Source organism: Bacillus sp. FSL K6-0255, from assembly GCF_045040725.1.
Taxonomy (GTDB): domain Bacteria; phylum Bacillota; class Bacilli; order Bacillales; family Bacillaceae; genus Bacillus; species Bacillus subtilis.
The window spans coordinates 1,696,040-1,716,447 of sequence record NZ_CP150278.1; the positions used below are offsets into that span (position 1 = coordinate 1,696,040).

Below are 20,408 nucleotides of genomic sequence, written 5' to 3' on the forward strand. Positions count from 1 at the left end.
ATGAGCAAAAAAGTGACTGACACCGTTCAAGAAATGGCTCAGCCAATCGTAGACAGCCTTCAGCTGGAACTCGTTGACATTGAATTTGTCAAAGAGGGCCAAAGCTGGTTCCTTCGCGTGTTTATTGATTCCGATGACGGTGTGGATATTGAGGAATGTGCCAAAGTAAGCGAAGCTTTAAGCGAAAAGCTTGATGAGGCAGACCCAATCAGCCAAAATTACTTTCTTGAAGTCTCATCTCCAGGAGCTGAGCGTCCGCTAAAGAAAAAAGCCGATTTCGAAAAATCACTAGGAAAAAACGTATACATTAAGACGTATGAGCCTATTGACGGCGTAAAAGTGTTTGAAGGTGAACTGGCTGAATTTGATGGACAAACAGTGACAGTTGAGATCACGATCAAAACAAGAAAGAAACGGATCAATATTCCGTATGAAAAGATAGCTAATGCAAGATTAGCTGTTACATTCTAATGAATACAAATGTTTTAAGGGGGGAGACCGTTAAATGAGCAGTGAATTATTAGATGCTCTCACGATTCTTGAAAAAGAAAAAGGCATCAGTAAAGAAATTATCATCGAAGCAATCGAAGCTGCGTTAATTTCTGCTTATAAGCGGAATTTTAATCAAGCGCAAAATGTACGGGTGGATCTAAACCGTGAAACTGGCTCCATCCGTGTATTTGCAAGAAAAGATGTCGTTGACGAAGTATACGACCAGAGATTAGAAATCTCAATTGAAGAGGCACAGGGCATCCATCCGGAATATATGGTCGGCGATGTCGTCGAAATCGAAGTTACACCTAAGGATTTCGGGCGCATAGCTGCTCAAACAGCGAAGCAGGTCGTCACACAGCGTGTGCGCGAAGCTGAGCGCGGTGTGATTTATTCTGAATTTATCGACCGTGAAGAAGACATCATGACAGGGATCGTCCAGCGTCTGGACAATAAATTTATCTACGTGTCTTTAGGCAAAATAGAAGCCTTGCTGCCGGTTAATGAGCAAATGCCGAATGAAAGCTACAAGCCCCATGACCGCATTAAGGTATATATCACAAAAGTAGAAAAAACAACGAAGGGTCCGCAGATTTATGTGTCAAGAACACATCCAGGCCTGTTAAAGCGTTTGTTTGAAATTGAAGTGCCTGAAATTTATGATGGAACTGTCGAGCTAAAATCTGTTGCCAGAGAAGCCGGCGACCGTTCGAAAATTTCTGTTCGCACAGATGATCCTGACGTTGATCCTGTCGGTTCATGCGTAGGGCCTAAAGGCCAGCGTGTGCAAGCAATCGTCAATGAATTAAAAGGTGAAAAAATTGACATTGTCAACTGGTCCAGTGATCCTGTAGAATTTGTCGCGAATGCGCTCAGCCCTTCCAAAGTGCTTGATGTCATTGTTAATGAAGAAGAAAAAGCGACAACTGTTATTGTTCCTGATTACCAGCTGTCTCTGGCAATTGGAAAAAGAGGACAAAACGCACGCTTAGCTGCTAAACTGACAGGCTGGAAGATTGATATTAAGAGCGAAACGGACGCAAGAGAACTTGGAATCTATCCGAGAGAACTTGAAGAAGATGATGAGCCGCTCTTTACGGAGCCTGAAACTGCTGAATCGGATGAATAAGAGGTGACTTTAGGTGAATAAACACAAAAAGATCCCATTACGCAAATGTGTAGTGACTGGTGAAATGAAGCCTAAAAAGGAACTGATCCGAGTTGTACGGTCGAAAGAAGGCGAAATCTCAGTAGACCCGACCGGAAAAAAGAATGGGCGGGGTGCTTATTTAACGCTGGATAAAGAGTGCATCTTAGCAGCAAAAAAGAAAAACACTTTGCAAAATCAATTTCAATCACAAATCGATGACCAGATTTTCGATGAATTGCTGGAACTGGCGGAAAAGGTGAAAAAATAAAATGTCTGGAATGGAATGGTTTCCCTTGCTGGGTCTGGCCAATCGAGCTCGTAAGGTCGTGTCAGGCGAAGACTTGGTAATAAAAGAAATCAGGAATGCGCGTGCAAAGCTTGTCCTGCTTACAGAGGATGCATCATCTAACACAGCAAAAAAAGTAACTGACAAGTGCAATTATTATAAAGTCCCTTATAAAAAAGTCGAGAGTCGCGCGGTTCTTGGACGCTCTATCGGTAAAGAAGCCCGTGTCGTTGTCGCCGTCACTGACCAAGGTTTTGCGAATAAGCTGATCAGCTTGCTCGATTAATATTTTTGGGGGTGAACGAATGGCTAAAATGAGAGTATACGAATATGCAAAAGCGTTAAATGTTTCAAGTAAGGAAATTTTGACCGCACTGAAGAACATGGATTTAGAAGTGAATAATCACATGGCCATGCTTGAAGAAAAGGCCATTAAAAAGCTAGATGCCAAATATAAAAAAGGCGGCGCAGCTGCTAAATCTCAAAAGCCAGCAGAAACGAACAAAAACAAACAGCCACAAGGGGTTAATCAGCAATCAGCTGGAAATCAACCAAATAAAATTCGAGACGGAAAGAAGAATGACGTGCAGAATAATCAATTTAACAAAAACAAGAAGAATAACAACAACAAAAAAAATAAACGCAACAACAACAATAATAAAAACCAACATCAGCAAAAGCCTGTAAAGCCGAAAAAAGAGCTTCCTGAGAAAATTACATTCTCTGGCACTTTAACAGTTGGCGCACTTGCTGAAGAGCTTGGCAAAGAGCCTTCAGAACTCATTAAAAAGCTGATGCTTCTTGGCGTAATGGCAACCATTAACCAAGAGCTTGATAAAGACACAATCGAACTCATTGCATCAGAATATGGTGTTGAAACAGAAGAGGTCATTGTGCTTGAAGAAACAGAGCTGGAAAAATACGAAGAGCCTGATAATGAAGAGGATCTTGAAATTCGTCCTCCTGTCGTGACAATCATGGGCCACGTTGACCATGGGAAAACAACGCTTCTTGACAGCATCCGTAAAACAAAGGTTGTTGAAGGGGAAGCAGGCGGAATCACTCAGCATATCGGCGCTTATCAAATTGAAGAGAACGGCAAGAAAATCACGTTCTTGGATACACCGGGCCACGCCGCATTTACAACAATGCGCGCACGCGGTGCAGAAGTAACTGATATTACGATTCTTGTCGTAGCTGCCGATGACGGTGTCATGCCGCAAACAGTTGAAGCGATTAACCATGCAAAAGCAGCAGAGGTTCCAATCATCGTTGCTGTGAATAAAATAGATAAAGAATCCGCAAACCCTGACCGTGTAATGCAAGAACTGACGGAATACGGACTTGTCCCTGAAGCTTGGGGCGGAGAAACCATTTTTGTGCCGCTTTCCGCTTTAACTGGAAAAGGCATTGATGAGCTCGTTGAAATGATTTTGCTTGTCAGTGAGGTAGAGGAACTGAAAGCGAATCCGAATCGTCAGGCAAAAGGAACGGTTATTGAAGCTGAACTCGATAAAGGCAGAGGGTCAGTCGCGACGTTGCTCGTACAGACTGGAACACTGCATGTCGGTGATCCGATCGTAGTCGGCAATACATTTGGCCGTGTCCGTGCAATGGTCAACGACATTGGCCGCCGTGTGAAAACTGCCGGCCCGTCAACTCCGGTTGAAATTACCGGTTTGAATGATGTCCCTCAAGCGGGAGACCAATTCCTTGTCTTTAAGGATGAAAAAACAGCTCGTTCTGTCGGTGAAGCCCGTGCTTCGAAACAGCTTGAAGAGCAGCGCAGCGATAAAGCGAAGCTCAGTCTTGATGATTTATTCGAGCAAATTAAGCAAGGTGATGTAAAAGACATCAACCTCATCGTAAAAGCTGACGTTCAAGGATCTGCTGAAGCTTTAACGGCTGCGCTTCAAAAAATTGAAGTAGAAGGCGTTAAAGTGAAAATCATCCATACAGGCGTTGGTGCGATTACTGAATCAGACATTATCTTGGCATCTGCTTCCAATGCAATTGTTATCGGGTTTAATGTGAGACCGGACGGAAATGCTAAGAGTACGGCTGAAGCTGAAAATGTAGATATTCGACTTCACCGTATCATTTACAAAGTAATCGACGAGATTGAAGCTGCCATGAAAGGTATGCTTGATCCTGAATATGAAGAAAAAGTAATTGGTCAAGTAGAAGTACGCCAAACATTCAAAGTATCTAAAATCGGTACAATTGCCGGCGGATATGTTACTGAAGGAACCATTACGCGCGACAGCGGCCTCCGTTTAATTCGTGACGGCGTCGTCATCTTTGAAGGCGAAGTAGATGTTCTGAAACGCTTTAAAGACGATGTGAAAGAAGTTTCACAAGGCTATGAATGTGGTATTACAATTAAGAAATACAATGACATTCGTGAAGGTGACATCCTTGAAGCGTTTGTCATGCAAGAAATTGAAAGAACGTGATCGGATTTGCGGAGTGTGAATGCATCATTTATGATGCAGGATCGCTAAAAGAAAAGCGTGCCGTTCTGAAGCGGATTTTAACCAGGGTTCAAAACAAGTTCAATGTTTCGATTTCGGAGATTGGCTATCAGGACACCTGGCAAAGAACCAGCTTCGGAATCGCCGCTGTTTCTTCCTCTCGCGTTCAAACAGAAAAAGAACTGCAGCGCGTCCTAGCGTTTATCGATTCTTTTCCTGAAATTGAACGGACGATCACTAGGACAGAGTGGTTTTAACTTAGAGGTGATTGAATTGAGTATGAGAGCAAACCGTGTCGGCGAGCAAATGAAAAAAGAACTCGGTGATATTATCAGCCGCAAGCTGAAAGACCCGAGAATTGGTTTTCTGACAGTAACGGATGTACGTGTATCAGGTGATTTGCAAATTGCAAAGGTGTATATCTCGGTTCTCGGTGACGAGAAAAAACGGGAAGAAGCGCTGAAAGGGCTGGCAAAAGCGAAAGGATTTATCCGATCCGAAATCGGCAGCCGCATCAGACTTCGAAAAACGCCTGAAATTGAATTTGAGTTCGATGAATCAATCGATTACGGGAATCGGATCGAAACACTGATTCACGAATTACATTCAGAGAAACCATCTGAATAAAAAAAGAGAGGATAGGCGTATATCGTCTGTCCTCTTTCTTCGTTTATAAGAAAAAAACTCAAAAGAAGGAGTGAAAGGCAAATGGTTAACGGAGTTCTCCTTTTACATAAACCTGTTGGCATGACATCGCACGACTGTGTCATGAAGATCCGAAAGCTGTTAAAAACAAAAAAAGTAGGACATACAGGAACGCTCGATCCGGAAGTATCAGGCGTGCTTCCGATTTGTGTAGGAAGAGCGACAAAAATAGTCGAATACTTAACTGAAAAATCTAAAACGTATGATGCAGAAATAACATTGGGCTTTTCAACCACAACAGAGGATCAAACCGGAGAAACGGTGGAAACAAAGCCTGTCAATCACGACATTGATAAAGCGGATGTAGAAAAGGTTTTAAACAGTTTAAAGGGGAAACAAGAACAAATTCCGCCCATGTATTCCGCTGTAAAAGTAAACGGCAAAAAATTATACGAATACGCAAGAGCAGGGATTGAAGTAGAACGTCCGAAACGTATGATAACCATTGAAGACATTGCCCTGACAACAGAGATTAAACATCATGGAGAAACCGCAAGCTTCCGGTTTACAGTGACTTGCTCCAAAGGGACCTATGTAAGGACGCTGGCGGTCATGATCGGAGAAAAGCTCGGATATCCGGCCCATATGTCTCATTTAATCCGTACGGCATCCGGAGATTTTTCTCTCGACGAATGCTTTACTTTTGATGAACTCGAAGCACAGGCCCAATCCGGAACCGTGGAAGAGCATACAGTTCCTATTGAACGTGCGCTCAATCATTTGCCGAAATGGATCATAAGTGATACATTAGCTAAGAAAGTAGAAAATGGGGCTTTGCTTGAGACGCCCGAGCAGTTTTCTGAAATGACAAGTGGAGACCGTATTGCCGTCTTTACTGAATCCGGAACCTGCTTGGCGATCTATTTCCCTCATCCTGCAAAAAAAGGGCTGTTAAAGCCGGCAAAAGTATTGATGCAAAAAAGCGAACAATAGAAAAAAGGTGACCGTTCTGTGAAGACGATACATATTACACATCCTCATCATTTAATAAAAGAGGAGCAGGCAAAATCAGTGATGGCGTTAGGTTATTTTGACGGCGTTCATCTCGGGCATCAAAAGGTAATCGGCACAGCGAAGCAAATAGCCGAAGAAAAAGGTCTGACATTAGCTGTGATGACCTTTCATCCCCATCCTTCTCACGTGTTGGGCAGAGATAAGGAACCAAAGGATCTGATTACGCCTCTTGAAGACAAAATAAACCAAATTGAACAATTAGGCACAGAAGTTCTGTATGTCGTTAAATTTAATGAAGTGTTTGCTTCTCTTTCTCCTAAGCAGTTTATAGACCAGTATATTATCGGCCTTAATGTGCAGCACGCAGTGGCAGGCTTTGACTTTACGTACGGCAAATACGGCAAGGGAACAATGAAGACCATGCCGGATGATTTAGACGGAAAAGCTGGGTGCACAATGGTAGAAAAATTAACGGAGCAGGATAAAAAAATCAGTTCTTCGTATATCCGTACCGCGCTTCAAAACGGAGATGTTGAATTGGCGAATGTCTTGCTTGGACAACCTTATTTTATTAAAGGAATTGTCATTCATGGTGATAAAAGAGGGCGGACCATCGGGTTTCCGACAGCGAATGTCGGTTTAAATAACAGCTATATCGTTCCGCCCACAGGTGTATATGCCGTAAAAGCGGAAGTGAACGGCGAAGTTTACAATGGCGTTTGCAATATTGGCTATAAGCCAACGTTTTATGAAAAGCGCCCTGAACAGCCTTCCATCGAGGTCAATCTGTTTGATTTCAATCAAGAGGTATATGGAGCCGCTATAAAAATCGAATGGTACAAACGGATTCGGAGCGAGCGGAAATTCAATGGCATCAAAGAATTAACTGAGCAAATTGAGAAAGATAAGCAGGAAGCCATCCGTTATTTCAGCAATTTGCGGAAATAACTTGCAACGCACACAAATTTTATTCTAAAATATTTGCATATAGGCGCGATTTTTAGTATGATAGTTTTCGTAGTCTTAAAACCATTGCTTGGCAATCCGAAGTCACCGACGGTTGCTAGGTAACTGGGGCTAAATATGATTTGGAGGTGAAACAGGATGGCAATTACTCAAGAGCGTAAAAACCAACTCATCAATGAGTTCAAAACACACGAATCTGATACTGGATCTCCAGAAGTTCAGATCGCTATCCTAACTGACTCAATTAACAACTTGAACGAGCATTTACGTACTCACAAGAAAGACCACCACTCACGTCGCGGTCTTCTTAAAATGGTAGGTAAGCGTCGTAATCTTCTTACGTATCTGCGTAATAAAGACGTAACTCGTTACCGTGAGTTAATTAACAAACTAGGCTTACGTCGATAATCGTAAAAAGCGGGAGGATTCCCGCTTTTTTATCGTATTAAAGCGAAATTTCTTATAACAAATCATTGAAATCCTTTTACATACTACTTTGACATTGATATGTTCAATTCATTTCGTTCATAATAGGAGTAATTGATTATTTCACACAACGAAGAGAGGAGTTCGTAATTGTATGGGACAAGAAAAACATGTCTTTACCATAGATTGGGCCGGAAGAACGCTTACCGTTGAAACCGGCCAGCTTGCCAAACAGGCAAATGGTGCTGTGATGATCCGCTACGGTGATACAGCAGTACTTAGTACAGCAACCGCTTCAAAAGAACCTAAACCGCTTGATTTCTTCCCTCTTACTGTAAACTATGAAGAAAGATTATATGCGGTAGGGAAAATTCCGGGCGGATTTATTAAAAGAGAAGGACGTCCAAGTGAAAAAGCGGTTCTTGCCAGCCGTTTAATTGACCGTCCGATCCGTCCTTTGTTTGCCGATGGATTCCGTAATGAAGTTCAAGTCATCAGCATTGTCATGAGTGTTGACCAAAACTGCTCTTCAGAAATGGCTGCCATGTTCGGTTCATCTCTTGCACTTTCTGTATCGGATATTCCGTTTGAAGGACCGATTGCAGGGGTTACTGTCGGACGCATTGATGATCAATTTATCATTAACCCGACAGTCGATCAGCTTGAAAAAAGCGATATCAATCTTGTCGTTGCCGGCACGAAAGATGCGATTAACATGGTAGAAGCGGGAGCGGACGAAGTTCCTGAGGAAATCATGCTTGAGGCCATTATGTTCGGCCATGAAGAGATTAAACGCCTGATTGCATTCCAAGAAGAAATTGTTGCAGCAGTCGGCAAAGAGAAATCTGAAATTAAGCTCTTTGAAATTGATGAAGAGCTTAATGAAAAAGTAAAAGCTTTGGCAGAAGAGGATCTGCTGAAAGCCATCCAAGTTCATGAAAAGCATGCCCGTGAAGATGCCATTAACGAAGTGAAGAACGCAGTTGTGGCAAAATTCGAGGATGAAGAACATGATGAAGACACAATCAAGCAAGTGAAGCAGATTTTATCCAAGCTGGTGAAAAATGAAGTTCGCCGCCTGATTACTGAAGAGAAAGTAAGACCGGATGGCCGCGGTGTCGATCAAATCCGCCCGCTCTCTTCAGAGGTTGGCCTCTTGCCAAGAACGCACGGTTCAGGTCTATTTACAAGGGGACAAACTCAGGCCCTCAGCGTATGTACGCTAGGTGCTCTGGGAGATGTGCAAATCCTTGACGGCTTAGGTGTCGAAGAGTCGAAACGGTTTATGCATCATTACAACTTCCCGCAATTCAGCGTTGGGGAAACAGGACCGATGCGCGGACCGGGACGTCGTGAAATCGGACACGGAGCACTGGGTGAGCGTGCGCTTGAGCCAGTTATTCCGTCTGAAAAAGACTTCCCTTATACTGTCCGTCTTGTTTCAGAAGTGCTTGAATCAAACGGTTCTACATCTCAAGCAAGCATTTGCGCAAGCACACTTGCAATGATGGATGCCGGTGTACCGATTAAAGCGCCAGTTGCTGGTATTGCGATGGGTCTTGTCAAATCAGGCGAACATTACACTGTCTTGACTGACATCCAAGGCATGGAAGACGCGCTGGGAGATATGGACTTTAAAGTAGCGGGAACTGAAAAAGGCGTAACGGCCCTGCAAATGGACATTAAAATTGAAGGCCTTTCCAGAGAGATTCTTGAAGAAGCGCTTCAGCAGGCGAAAAAGGGCAGAATGGAAATCCTCAACAGCATGCTTGCAACATTAAGCGAATCAAGAAAAGAGCTTTCTCGATATGCGCCTAAGATCTTAACAATGACCATTAATCCTGATAAAATCCGCGATGTCATCGGACCAAGCGGAAAACAAATCAATAAGATCATCGAAGAAACCGGTGTTAAAATTGATATTGAGCAGGACGGCACAATCTTTATTTCCTCTACAGATGAAAGCGGCAACCAAAAAGCGAAAAAAATCATCGAAGACCTTGTGAGAGAGGTTGAAGTCGGCCAACTTTACCTAGGTAAAGTGAAACGGATTGAAAAATTCGGGGCTTTCGTTGAAATTTTCAGCGGAAAAGACGGTTTGGTGCACATTTCAGAGCTTGCGCTTGAACGCGTAGGGAAAGTTGAAGATGTTGTGAAAATCGGAGACGAGATTCTTGTCAAAGTCACTGAAATTGATAAACAAGGACGAGTGAATTTATCCCGCAAAGCGGTGCTCCGTGAAGAGAAAGAAAAAGAAGAACAACAATCTTAAATGAAAACATAAAAGGAGCCTGGGAGACCCGGCTTCTTTATTTTGAAGCTTTTCAAAAGCAGGCGGGTTCTACCTTGTCCTTCTCCTTCATAATGTGAGGTGAGGGGGGACAGAACATGTACAAAAAATTTGTACCGTTTGCCGTTTTTTTATTTCTTTTTTTTGTCTCATTTGAGATGATGGAAAATCCGCATGCACTTGATTATATAGGGGCAATGAAAAAAGATACGGTGACTGTCACGGCGTCAAAAGACCCGTTATATGAAGAATTGCTTCAAAAAGCGCCGGAGTACGAAGTTAAGCCCCAGAATGCAAGAATTGATAAAGTGTGGAAAAGCATTCCAGGCTACAATGGATTAAAGGTCAATATTGAACAATCATATAAAAAAATGAAAAAGAATGGCGAGTTTCGGGAAAAAGACCTGGTGTACAGCCAAGTAAAACCAAGTGTTCATCTTGAGTCACTTCAGCCTGAGCCTATTTATAAAGGAAATCCTGACAAGCCGATGGTTGCTTTCTTAATCAATGTGGCATGGGGAAATGAGTATTTGGAAAAAATGCTCCCTATTCTGCAAAAGCACCAGGTTAAAGCTACGTTCTTTTTAGAAGGCAATTGGGTGAGAAAAAATGAACAGCTCGCTAAGAAGATTGCAAAAGACGGACATGAAATCGGAAATCATTCATACAATCATCCGGATATGAGCAAACTGACTACAGGAAGAATTTCCGAGCAGCTCGACAAGACTAATGAACAAATAGAACAAACGATCGGTGTTAAGCCAAAGTGGTTCGCTCCGCCGAGCGGAAGTTTCAGAAAAGCGGTTATCGACATTGCAGCTGAGAAACAGATGGGAACAGTCATGTGGACAGTTGATACAATCGATTGGCAAAAGCCGGCTCCGTCTGTACTTCAGACGAGAGTGTTAAGCAAGATACATAATGGTGCCATGATTTTAATGCATCCGACTGACCCTACGGCGGAAAGTCTTGAAGCGCTGATTACAAAGATAAAAGACAAAGGATATGCGCTTGGAACAGTCACTGAACTAATGGATGAAACAAGACTATTGAAGTAACAGATGAAGGCAGCTTGTCTTTGAATAGGAGGAACAAATTTGATTAAACGATATACGTGTCAAAATGGTGTAAGAATTGTGCTGGAAAATAATCCGACAGTCCGTTCTGTTGCGATCGGCGTATGGATCGGCACAGGGTCGAGACATGAAACGCCGGAGATAAACGGAATTTCTCACTTTTTAGAGCACATGTTCTTTAAAGGGACGAGCACAAAATCTGCACGCGAGATAGCAGAATCTTTTGATCGTATTGGCGGCCAGGTCAATGCGTTTACTTCAAAGGAATATACCTGCTACTATGCAAAGGTGCTTGACGAGCATGCGAATTACGCGCTGGACGTATTAGCAGATATGTTCTTTCATTCAACGTTTGATGAAAACGAGCTGAAAAAAGAGAAAAATGTAGTATATGAAGAAATTAAAATGTATGAAGATGCGCCGGACGACATTGTACATGATTTATTGAGCAAAGCCACTTACGGCAATCATTCTTTAGGCTACCCAATTCTAGGCACGGAAGAAACGCTTGCTTCCTTTAACGGTGACTCTCTCAGACAATACATGCATGATTACTATACGCCGGACCGAGTGGTGATTTCGGTAGCGGGCAATATATCTGACAGTTTTATCAAAGATGTAGAAAAATGGTTCGGGTCATACGAGGCGAAAGGTAAAGCAACAGGCCTTGAGAAGCCTGAGTTCCACACGGAAAAACTGACGAGAAAAAAAGAAACAGAGCAGGCTCATTTGTGCCTTGGATTTAAAGGCTTAGAGGTTGGCCATGAACGTATTTATGATTTAATCGTCCTCAATAATGTGCTCGGAGGCAGCATGAGCAGCCGGCTGTTCCAAGATGTGCGTGAAGATAAAGGACTTGCTTATTCTGTTTACAGCTATCACAGCTCATATGAGGACAGCGGAATGCTAACGATTTACGGCGGAACGGGGGCAAATCAGCTTCAGCAGCTGTCGGAAACAATTCAAGAAACCCTTGCCACATTAAAACGTGACGGCATTACCTCGAAAGAACTGGAAAACAGCAAAGAGCAAATGAAGGGAAGCTTAATGCTGAGCTTAGAAAGCACAAACAGCAAAATGAGCCGAAACGGAAAAAATGAACTGCTGCTCGGCAAACATAAAACATTAGATGAAATCATCAATGAATTAAACGCCGTGAACTTAGAGCGTGTTAACGGCCTTGCCAGACAATTGTTTACCGAAGACTATGCATTAGCACTTATCAGCCCTTCCGGCAATATGCCGTCTTAAAAAGGAAAGCCTGCTCCATAATGGAGCAGGCATTTTTTAATCCCTTTCATCATACATAGTACAAGGGGGTGACAGACATGCGGCTCAGTGAATTATCAGGAAAGGAAATTGTAGACATCAAAAGAGCTGAACGGCTCGGAGTGCTCGGCCAGACCGATTTGGAAATCAATGAACAGGATGGACAGATTACAGCACTCCTCATTCCCACAGTTAAGTGGTTTGGTTTGAGAAAGCAAGGTCATGACATTCGTGTCCCATGGCACCATATTCAAAAGATCGGTTCAGATATGATTATATTAGATGTACCTGAGGAAATGCCTCCTCGACAAGAGTAAATAGCCCAATTGCCTGTGAAGCGGGCTCTAAAGAAAACATCTGAAACATCGGCTGCCGGAGCCGATGTTTTTTTATATGGAAAAAGCGCATCTTTTATATTCACCGGTATTTCCTTTTGATCATAAGATGAAGGGGAGCTTAACAACTAGAGATCCAGTATATACAAAGAAGGTGAACGTTTAGAATGTTAACCGGATTGAAAATTGCAGTTATCGGCGGTGACGCAAGACAGCTCGAAATTATAAGAAAGCTCACTGAACAGCAGGCTGACATCTATCTTGTCGGTTTTGACCAATTGGATCACGGTTTTACCGGGGCAGTAAAATGCAATATTGATGAAATTCCTTTTCAGCAAATAGACAGCATCATTCTTCCAGTATCCGCGACAACAGGAGAAGGTGTCGTATCAACTGTATTTTCTAATGAAGAAGTTGTGTTAAAACAGGACCATCTCGACAGAACGCCTGCACATTGTGTCATTTTCTCAGGAATTTCTAACGCCTATTTAGAAAACATTGCAGCTCAGGCAAAAAGAAAACTTGTAAAACTGTTTGAGCGGGATGACATTGCGATATACAACTCTATTCCGACAGTAGAAGGAACGATCATGCTGGCTATTCAGCACACGGATTATACGATACACGGATCACAGGTGGCCGTTCTCGGTCTGGGGCGCACCGGGATGACGATTGCCCGTACATTTGCCGCGCTCGGGGCGAATGTAAAAGTGGGGGCAAGAAGTTCAGCGCATCTGGCACGTATCACTGAAATGGGGCTCGTTCCTTTTCATACCGATGAGCTGAAAGAGCATGTAAAAGATATAGATATTTGCATTAATACCATACCGAGTATGATTTTAAATCAAACGGTACTTTCTAGCATGACACCAAAAACCTTAATATTGGATCTGGCCTCACGTCCCGGGGGAACGGATTTTAAATATGCCGAGAAACAAGGGATTAAAGCACTTCTTGCTCCCGGGCTTCCAGGGATTGTCGCTCCTAAAACAGCTGGGCAAATCCTTGCAAACGTCTTGAGCAAGCTTTTGGCTGAAATACAAGCTGAGGAGGGGAAATAAGGATGTCGTCATTAAAAGGAAAAAGAATCGGGTTTGGGCTGACCGGGTCGCATTGCACATATGAAGCGGTTTTCCCGCAAATTGAGGCGTTGGTCAACGAAGGAGCTGAAGTCCGTCCGGTTGTCACATTTAATGTGAAATCCACAAATACCCGATTTGGAGAGGGCGCAGAATGGGTTAAAAAAATTGAAGACCTGACTGGATATGAGGCCATTGATTCGATTGTAAAGGCAGAACCTCTTGGGCCGAAGCTGCCCCTTGACTGCATGGTCATTGCGCCTTTAACAGGCAATTCAATGAGCAAGCTGGCAAATGCCATGACGGACAGCCCGGTGCTGATGGCGGCAAAAGCGACAATCCGAAACAATCGGCCTGTCGTTCTGGGTATCTCGACAAATGATGCTCTTGGTTTAAACGGAACAAATTTAATGAGGCTCATGTCAACAAAAAATATCTTTTTTATTCCATTCGGGCAAGACGATCCATTTAAAAAACCGAATTCAATGGTAGCCAAAATGGATCTGCTACCGCAAACGATTGAAAAGGCACTCATGCACCAGCAGCTTCAGCCGATTCTAGTTGAGAATTATCAGGGAAATGACTAAATTTACAGAAAATCTTTCCCAAACTAAAAAATTCGGTCATCACCCGCATATTCTATGGTAAAATAAAACGTAAAATCATAGTCAAATCAATTCAATGAAGCTGATTGGCGGAAGGAGTTTTACAGATGGGAAGAGGTTTACACGTAGCTGTTGTCGGAGCGACAGGGGCTGTGGGACAACAAATGCTTAAAACACTTGAAGACAGAAACTTTGAAATGGACACACTTACATTGCTATCTTCAAAACGCTCTGCGGGGACAAAAGTCACGTTTAAAGGCCAAGAGCTGACTGTTCAGGAAGCTTCTCCTGAGAGCTTTGAAGGGGTAAATATTGCTTTGTTCAGCGCCGGCGGAAGCGTATCACAAGCATTGGCACCAGAAGCTGTAAAACGCGGCGCTATTGTTATAGATAATACGAGCGCGTTCCGCATGGATGAAAATACACCGCTTGTTGTGCCAGAAGTGAATGAGGCAGACTTGCATGAACACAACGGCATTATTGCCAATCCAAACTGCTCTACAATCCAAATGGTTGCGGCACTTGAACCGATCCGCAAAGCATATGGCTTAAACAAGGTCATCGTATCAACTTACCAGGCAGTATCAGGAGCGGGTAATGAAGCTGTAAAAGAGCTTTACAGCCAAACACAGGCGATTTTAAATAAAGAAGAAATAGAGCCTGAGATCATGCCTGTAAAAGGTGACAAAAAACACTATCAAATCGCCTTCAACGCGATTCCGCAAATCGATAAATTCCAAGATAACGGCTATACGTTTGAGGAAATGAAAATGATAAATGAAACGAAAAAAATCATGCATATGCCTGACCTTGAAGTAGCTGCTACATGTGTGAGACTGCCAATCCAAACTGGGCACTCAGAGTCCGTCTACATCGAAATAGACCGTGATGACGCTACAGTTGAAGATATTAAAAATCTATTGAAAGAAGCTCCGGGCGTGACACTACAGGATGATCCAAGCCAGCAGCTTTATCCGATGCCTGCTGATGCTGTCGGCAAAAACGATGTGTTTGTGGGCCGCATCCGCAAAGACTTGGACAGAGCAAACGGTTTTCATTTATGGGTTGTTTCTGATAACCTATTAAAAGGCGCGGCATGGAACTCTGTTCAAATTGCAGAAAGCCTGAAAAAACTAAACCTCGTATAAAAGAGAGAATTTTCTAAAGACGAATAGAAGAGAGTAAGGCGCTATCAGCCTGCTCTCTTCTGTTACGTCCGAATAATTTGGAGTGAAAACAGTGAAGATAATTGTTCAAAAGTTCGGCGGAACATCAGTAAAAGATGATAAAGGCCGCAAACTGGCTTTAGGGCATATTAAAGAAGCAATCAGTGAAGGATATAAGGTTGTCGTTGTCGTTTCAGCGATGGGCCGAAAAGGAGACCCGTATGCAACAGATTCTTTGCTCGGGCTGCTTTACGGCGATCAGTCAGCGATTTCTCCTAGGGAGCAGGATTTGCTTTTATCTTGCGGAGAGACTATTTCCTCTGTCGTCTTTACAAGCATGCTGCTTGATAACGGTGTGAAAGCAGCTGCGCTGACAGGGGCTCAGGCTGGCTTTTTAACGAATGATCAGCATACCAATGCAAAAATCATTGAAATGAAACCGGAGCGTTTATTCAGTGTGCTCGCCAATCATGATGCGGTAGTCGTCGCAGGCTTCCAGGGCGCAACTGAAAAGGGTGATACAACAACAATCGGCAGAGGGGGCAGCGATACGTCTGCAGCCGCACTCGGAGCAGCTGTTGATGCGGAATACATCGATATTTTCACCGATGTAGAAGGCGTGATGACTGCTGACCCAAGAGTGGTGGAAAATGCAAAACCGCTTCCTGTTGTGACGTATACAGAAATCTGCAACCTGGCGTATCAGGGGGCCAAGGTCATTCATCCGCGTGCTGTGGAAATCGCAATGCAGGCCAAGGTTCCGATCCGCGTCCGTTCGACTTATTCGAATGATAAAGGTACATTGGTGACATCACATCACTCTTCCAAGGTCGGCAGTGATGTTTTTGAAAGGCTGATTACGGGAATCGCCCATGTCAAAGATGTCACGCAGTTCAAAGTGCCTGCGAAAATCGGCCAGTATAACGTTCAGACTGAAGTGTTCAAGGCTATGGCAAATGCTGGAATCAGTGTCGATTTCTTTAACATTACACCTAGTGAAATCGTCTATACGGTAGCCGGAAATAAAACAGAAACAGCTCAGCGTATTTTAATGGATATGGGCTATGATCCAATGGTGACGAGAAACTGCGCGAAGGTATCGGCGGTCGGCGCGGGCATTATGGGTGTTCCCGGTGTTACGTCCAAAATTGTATCGGCTCTTTCAGAAAAAGAAATTCCGATCCTTCAGTCGGCTGACAGCCATACGACGATATGGGTGCTCGTCCATGAAGCGGATATGGTTCCTGCTGTAAACGCTTTGCATGAAGTGTTTGAACTTTCGAAGTAAATGTGATTGAATCATGATGAGGTGAATAAAATGAATTTCGGAAATGTGTCTACAGCGATGATTACACCCTTTGATAATAAAGGGAACGTAGACTTTCAAAAACTGTCTACACTGATTGATTACTTGTTGAAAAACGGAACGGATTCTTTAGTAGTAGCGGGAACAACTGGAGAATCTCCGACCCTTTCAACTGAAGAAAAAATTGCGCTTTTTGAATATACAGTAAAAGAAGTAAACGGACGGGTGCCCGTTATCGCTGGTACTGGAAGCAACAACACGAAAGATTCCATTAAGCTGACAAAAAAAGCTGAGGAAGCGGGCGTGGACGCTGTTATGCTTGTTACCCCGTATTACAATAAACCTTCTCAAGAAGGAATGTACCAGCATTTTAAAGCAATTGCGGCAGAGACATCTCTACCGGTTATGCTCTATAATGTTCCTGGCCGTACGGTTGCTTCTCTTGCTCCTGAAACGACGATCCGTTTGGCGGCAGACATTCCGAATGTGGTTGCGATTAAAGAAGCGAGCGGAGACCTCGAAGCGATTACAAAAATTATTGCTGAAACACCTGAAGACTTCTATGTCTATTCAGGGGATGATGCTCTGACGCTTCCAATTCTTTCAGTTGGAGGAAGAGGAGTTGTGTCAGTGGCGAGCCATATTGCAGGCACTGATATGCAGCAAATGATTAAAAATTATACGAATGGGCAAACAGCTAATGCGGCACTGATTCATCAGAAACTGCTGCCGATTATGAAGGAACTGTTTAAAGCGCCTAATCCTGCTCCAGTCAAAACAGCGCTTCAGCTGAGAGGTCTTGATGTCGGTTCTGTGCGTCTGCCTCTAGTCCCGTTAACTGAGGATGAACGTCTGAGCTTAAGCAGCACGATCAGCGAACTGTAAGAAAATTTCATACAGTGAAACAAACGCGGTCATTCTCACATTCAGCTGAGTTTGACCGTTTCTTTTACATATTGGTTTTCCCTAAACCTTCTGCTTTATCTTGTTTTCTAAATTTACTTTCAGTTATAATAGGAACAAGTGATGATGGACGGGTATGAGACTAGGAGGATATAGATTTTGAAAAAGAAAAATACAGAAAACGTTAGAATTATCGCCCTTGGCGGTGTCGGAGAGATTGGGAAGAACCTTTATGTCATTGAAATTGACTCAGACATATTTGTGGTTGATGCCGGCCTTATGCATCCAGAAAACGAAATGCTCGGTATTGATGTAGTGATTCCTGACATATCATATTTGATTGAACGGGCTGACCGCGTCAAGGCAATCTTTTTAACGCACGGGCACGATGAAAATATCGGCGGCGTTTTTTACTTATTAAACAAGCTGTCCGTTCCAGTGTACGGAACAAAACTGACGCTTGCACTGTTAAGAGAGAAATTAAAACAATACGGACATAACCGAAAAACTGATTTAAGAGAAATTCACTCAAAATCTGTCATTACATTTGAATCAACAAAAGTATCGTTCTTTAGAACGATTCACAGCATTCCTGATTCTGTAGGTGTGAGCTTTAAAACATCACTTGGATCTATTGTATGCACGGGAGACTTCAAATTTGACCAAACACCTGCACTTAATCAGACGTGCGACATTGGCGAGATCGCCAAGATCGGCAATAGCGGCGTGCTCGCTCTGCTTTCTGACAGTGCAAATGCGGAACGGCCGGGTTACACCCCTTCGGAAGCGGCTGTCAGCGGAGAAATTTCGGATGCGCTGTATAATTCACAGAACCGGGTGATTATTGCTGTTTTCGCATCCAATATTAACCGGATTCAGCAAGTCATTCATGCAGCGGCTCAAAATGGCAGAAAGATTGCCGTAGCCGGAAAAAATCTTCAATCTGTCCTGCAGCTGGCGAGAAAGTTAGGATACATTGAAGCAGATGATGAATTGTTTATTTCTGTACAGGATGTCAAAAAATATCCGAAGCGCGAAGTGGCCATTATTACAGCCGGAAGCCAAGGTGAACCATTAGCTGCTTTGACAAGAATGGCAAACAAAGCTCACAAACAGCTGAACATTGAAGAAGGGGATACGGTGGTCATTGCGTCAACTCCGATTCCCGGGCAGGAACTCATTTACTCTAAAACAGTAGATCTTCTTGCGAGAGCCGGTGCACAAGTCATCTTTGCCCAAAAGCGTGTTCATGTATCAGGCCACGGCTCACAAGAAGAGTTAAAGCTGATGATCAACCTGCTTAAACCAAAATATTTGATTCCTGTAAACGGCGAATACAGAATGCAAAAAGCTCATTCAAAAATCGCTGAAGAAACCGGCATGAAGCGCAGTGACATCTTCTTAATTGAAAAAGGCGACGTCGTTGAATTCCGCGGCCAAAACGTAAAAATTGGGGATAAAGTTCCTTATGGCAATATTTTAATTGATGGTTTAGGTGTCGGTGATATCGGCAATATCGTATTGAGAGACCGTCGCTTGCTTTCACAGGACGGAATTTTAATCGTTGTCATTACACTTGATAAACAAAAGAAACATCTTGTATCAGGACCAGAAATTATCACTCGCGGCTTTGTTTATGTAAGAGAGTCTGAAGGTCTTATCGTACAGGCTACTGAGCTTGTCCGGTCCATCGTGACAGAAGCGACTGAAACATCAAATGTCGAATGGTCAACGTTGAAGCAGGCAATGCGGGATGCTTTGAACCAATTCCTTTATGAAAAAACGAAACGTAAACCGATGATCATCCCAATTATTATGGAAGTATAATGACTGACTAAAGACCGGAGCTGCTCCGGTCTTTATTTTTTGTCCTTCAAGCCGGGATTGAATGAAGTATCTTTGTTCATAATACAAAGAGAAACTCGGAAAGGATGAAAGCGAGATGGATCATCGTATGGAAAACACAGAAGAAGAGCGTCCTGAAAAAAATGATGCGAAGGACAGCATTATGAATAAAATACAGCAGCTTGGTGAAACGACGCTTCCACAGCTGCCCCAAGATACAAATATTCATTGTCTGACCATTATCGGACAAATTGAAGGCCATGTTCAGCTTCCTCCGCAAAACAAAACAACAAAATATGAACATGTCATCCCGCAGATTGTGGCAATTGAACAAAATCCTAAAATTGAAGGCTTGCTGATCATATTAAATACTGTCGGAGGAGATGTTGAAGCTGGTCTTGCAATAGCGGAAATGCTTGCATCTTTATCGAAACCGACCGTTTCTATCGTGCTTGGCGGGGGACATTCCATCGGCGTTCCGATAGCTGTATCCTGTGATTACAGCTATATCGCCGAAACAGCAACGATGACGATTCATCCAGTTAGGCTCACCGGGCTGGTCATCGGGGTGCCGCAAACGTTTGAATACCTGGATAAGATGCAAGAAAGAGTTGTTAAATTTGTCACAAGCCATTCCAATATAACCGAAGAGAAGTTTAAAGAGCTAATGTTTTCAAAAGGAAACTTAACACGCGATATCGGAACAAATGTGGTCGGTAAGGATGCAGTTAAATACGGATTGATCGATCACGCAGGCGGTGTCGGACAGGCAATCAATAAACTGAATGAGCTCATCGATGAAGCAAGGAAAGAAGAAGGACGGATGATTCAATGATTCTTTATACCGTGATGCCGCAGGAAATTGTGTTTGCAGAACAGAACCAAAAGAAAAGCGCACATGAGCAAATTGAATATAAAGGTGTACCGCTTCTAGTCGAAATGAAAGGGAATGAAGCGCAAGTCATTCAAATCATGAGCACCAATCCAATGCATTTTCTGCATCCGGACATTTCACCGGGACAAAAGCTGAAATTAAACGTATAAGAATCCAACCCTTTTTTAAGGGCAAAATATGCTATAA

General features: G+C 43.2%; 22 protein-coding genes. All 22 read left to right on the top strand.

Annotated elements, in window-relative coordinates:
- Positions 1-471 carry a ribosome maturation factor RimP gene (rimP, locus tag MHB62_RS08835; protein WP_003231915.1) on the top strand — a complete coding sequence of 157 codons (471 nt, stop codon included), beginning with the start codon at positions 1-3 and terminating at the stop codon, positions 469-471.
- Between the two features lie 34 nt (positions 472-505).
- On the top strand, positions 506-1,621 hold the full coding sequence (gene nusA, locus MHB62_RS08840) for a transcription termination factor NusA (protein WP_003231912.1): 1,116 nt from the start codon (positions 506-508) through the stop codon (positions 1,619-1,621).
- A 13-nt stretch (positions 1,622-1,634) separates the two neighbouring features.
- A complete protein-coding gene (rulR, locus tag MHB62_RS08845) occupies positions 1,635-1,910 on the top strand; it encodes a glucose-induced regulator RulR (protein WP_009967250.1) in 276 nt (91 codons plus the stop codon).
- A gap of 1 nt (position 1,911) precedes the next feature.
- On the top strand, positions 1,912-2,214 hold the full coding sequence (locus tag MHB62_RS08850; RefSeq protein ID WP_003220946.1) for a YlxQ family RNA-binding protein: 303 nt from the start codon (positions 1,912-1,914) through the stop codon (positions 2,212-2,214).
- 19 nt (positions 2,215-2,233) lie between these two features.
- Positions 2,234-4,384 (top strand): translation initiation factor IF-2, encoded by a 2,151-nt coding sequence (infB, locus tag MHB62_RS08855; protein WP_003231906.1) that lies wholly within the window; start codon positions 2,234-2,236, stop codon positions 4,382-4,384.
- On the top strand, positions 4,381-4,659 hold the full coding sequence (locus tag MHB62_RS08860) for a DUF503 domain-containing protein (protein ID WP_003220950.1): 279 nt from the start codon (positions 4,381-4,383) through the stop codon (positions 4,657-4,659). The genes infB and MHB62_RS08860 overlap by 4 nt, the downstream gene beginning before the upstream one ends.
- A 16-nt stretch (positions 4,660-4,675) precedes the next feature.
- A complete protein-coding gene (gene rbfA, locus MHB62_RS08865; RefSeq protein WP_009967251.1) occupies positions 4,676-5,029 on the top strand; it encodes a 30S ribosome-binding factor RbfA in 354 nt (117 codons plus the stop codon).
- Positions 5,030-5,110: 81 nt separating this feature from the next.
- Complete coding sequence (gene truB, locus MHB62_RS08870) at positions 5,111-6,040, top strand: tRNA pseudouridine(55) synthase TruB (RefSeq protein ID WP_003244678.1); 930 nt, start codon at positions 5,111-5,113, stop codon at positions 6,038-6,040.
- 18 nt (positions 6,041-6,058) lie between these two features.
- Complete coding sequence (gene ribF, locus MHB62_RS08875; protein ID WP_003245551.1) at positions 6,059-7,009, top strand: bifunctional riboflavin kinase/FAD synthetase; 951 nt, start codon at positions 6,059-6,061, stop codon at positions 7,007-7,009.
- 156 nt (positions 7,010-7,165) lie between these two features.
- On the top strand, positions 7,166-7,435 hold the full coding sequence (gene rpsO, locus MHB62_RS08880; protein ID WP_003220957.1) for a 30S ribosomal protein S15: 270 nt from the start codon (positions 7,166-7,168) through the stop codon (positions 7,433-7,435).
- Positions 7,436-7,607: 172 nt separating this feature from the next.
- The gene (gene pnp, locus MHB62_RS08885; protein ID WP_003231897.1) at positions 7,608-9,725 is read left to right on the top strand and encodes a polyribonucleotide nucleotidyltransferase; all 2,118 of its coding nucleotides are present in this window, start codon (positions 7,608-7,610) and stop codon (positions 9,723-9,725) included.
- 116 nt (positions 9,726-9,841) lie between these two features.
- Positions 9,842-10,801, top strand: a complete 960-nt coding sequence (locus MHB62_RS08890; RefSeq protein ID WP_032721565.1) for a polysaccharide deacetylase family protein — start codon at positions 9,842-9,844, stop codon at positions 10,799-10,801.
- Between the two features lie 39 nt (positions 10,802-10,840).
- Positions 10,841-12,070 (top strand): pitrilysin family protein, encoded by a 1,230-nt coding sequence (locus tag MHB62_RS08895; RefSeq protein ID WP_003245717.1) that lies wholly within the window; start codon positions 10,841-10,843, stop codon positions 12,068-12,070.
- A gap of 77 nt (positions 12,071-12,147) precedes the next feature.
- Positions 12,148-12,405 carry a YlmC/YmxH family sporulation protein gene (locus tag MHB62_RS08900; RefSeq protein ID WP_003231890.1) on the top strand — a complete coding sequence of 86 codons (258 nt, stop codon included), beginning with the start codon at positions 12,148-12,150 and terminating at the stop codon, positions 12,403-12,405.
- Positions 12,406-12,590: 185 nt separating this feature from the next.
- Positions 12,591-13,484, top strand: coding sequence for a dipicolinic acid synthetase subunit A (dpaA, locus tag MHB62_RS08905; RefSeq protein WP_003231888.1), 894 nt, complete (start codon positions 12,591-12,593; stop codon positions 13,482-13,484).
- Positions 13,485-13,486: 2 nt separating this feature from the next.
- Positions 13,487-14,089 (top strand): dipicolinate synthase subunit B, encoded by a 603-nt coding sequence (dpaB, locus tag MHB62_RS08910; protein ID WP_003231884.1) that lies wholly within the window; start codon positions 13,487-13,489, stop codon positions 14,087-14,089.
- A gap of 125 nt (positions 14,090-14,214) precedes the next feature.
- Positions 14,215-15,255, top strand: a complete 1,041-nt coding sequence (asd, locus tag MHB62_RS08915; protein WP_032721567.1) for an aspartate-semialdehyde dehydrogenase — start codon at positions 14,215-14,217, stop codon at positions 15,253-15,255.
- A 91-nt stretch (positions 15,256-15,346) separates the two neighbouring features.
- Positions 15,347-16,561, top strand: a complete 1,215-nt coding sequence (gene dapG, locus MHB62_RS08920) for an aspartate kinase (RefSeq protein ID WP_015483233.1) — start codon at positions 15,347-15,349, stop codon at positions 16,559-16,561.
- Positions 16,562-16,591: 30 nt separating this feature from the next.
- Entirely contained in the window at positions 16,592-17,464 is an 873-nt protein-coding gene (gene dapA, locus MHB62_RS08925) for a 4-hydroxy-tetrahydrodipicolinate synthase (RefSeq protein WP_003245816.1), read from the top strand.
- Positions 17,465-17,641: 177 nt separating this feature from the next.
- Entirely contained in the window at positions 17,642-19,309 is a 1,668-nt protein-coding gene (rnjB, locus tag MHB62_RS08930; protein WP_003231875.1) for a ribonuclease J2, read from the top strand.
- A gap of 115 nt (positions 19,310-19,424) precedes the next feature.
- Positions 19,425-20,162, top strand: coding sequence for a translocation-enhancing protein TepA (gene tepA / locus MHB62_RS08935; RefSeq protein ID WP_003245712.1), 738 nt, complete (start codon positions 19,425-19,427; stop codon positions 20,160-20,162).
- A complete protein-coding gene (gene tepJ, locus MHB62_RS08940; RefSeq protein WP_032721570.1) occupies positions 20,159-20,371 on the top strand; it encodes a TepA modulator TepJ in 213 nt (70 codons plus the stop codon). The genes tepA and tepJ overlap by 4 nt, the downstream gene beginning before the upstream one ends.
- The last annotated feature ends 37 nt before the right edge of the window (positions 20,372-20,408 follow it).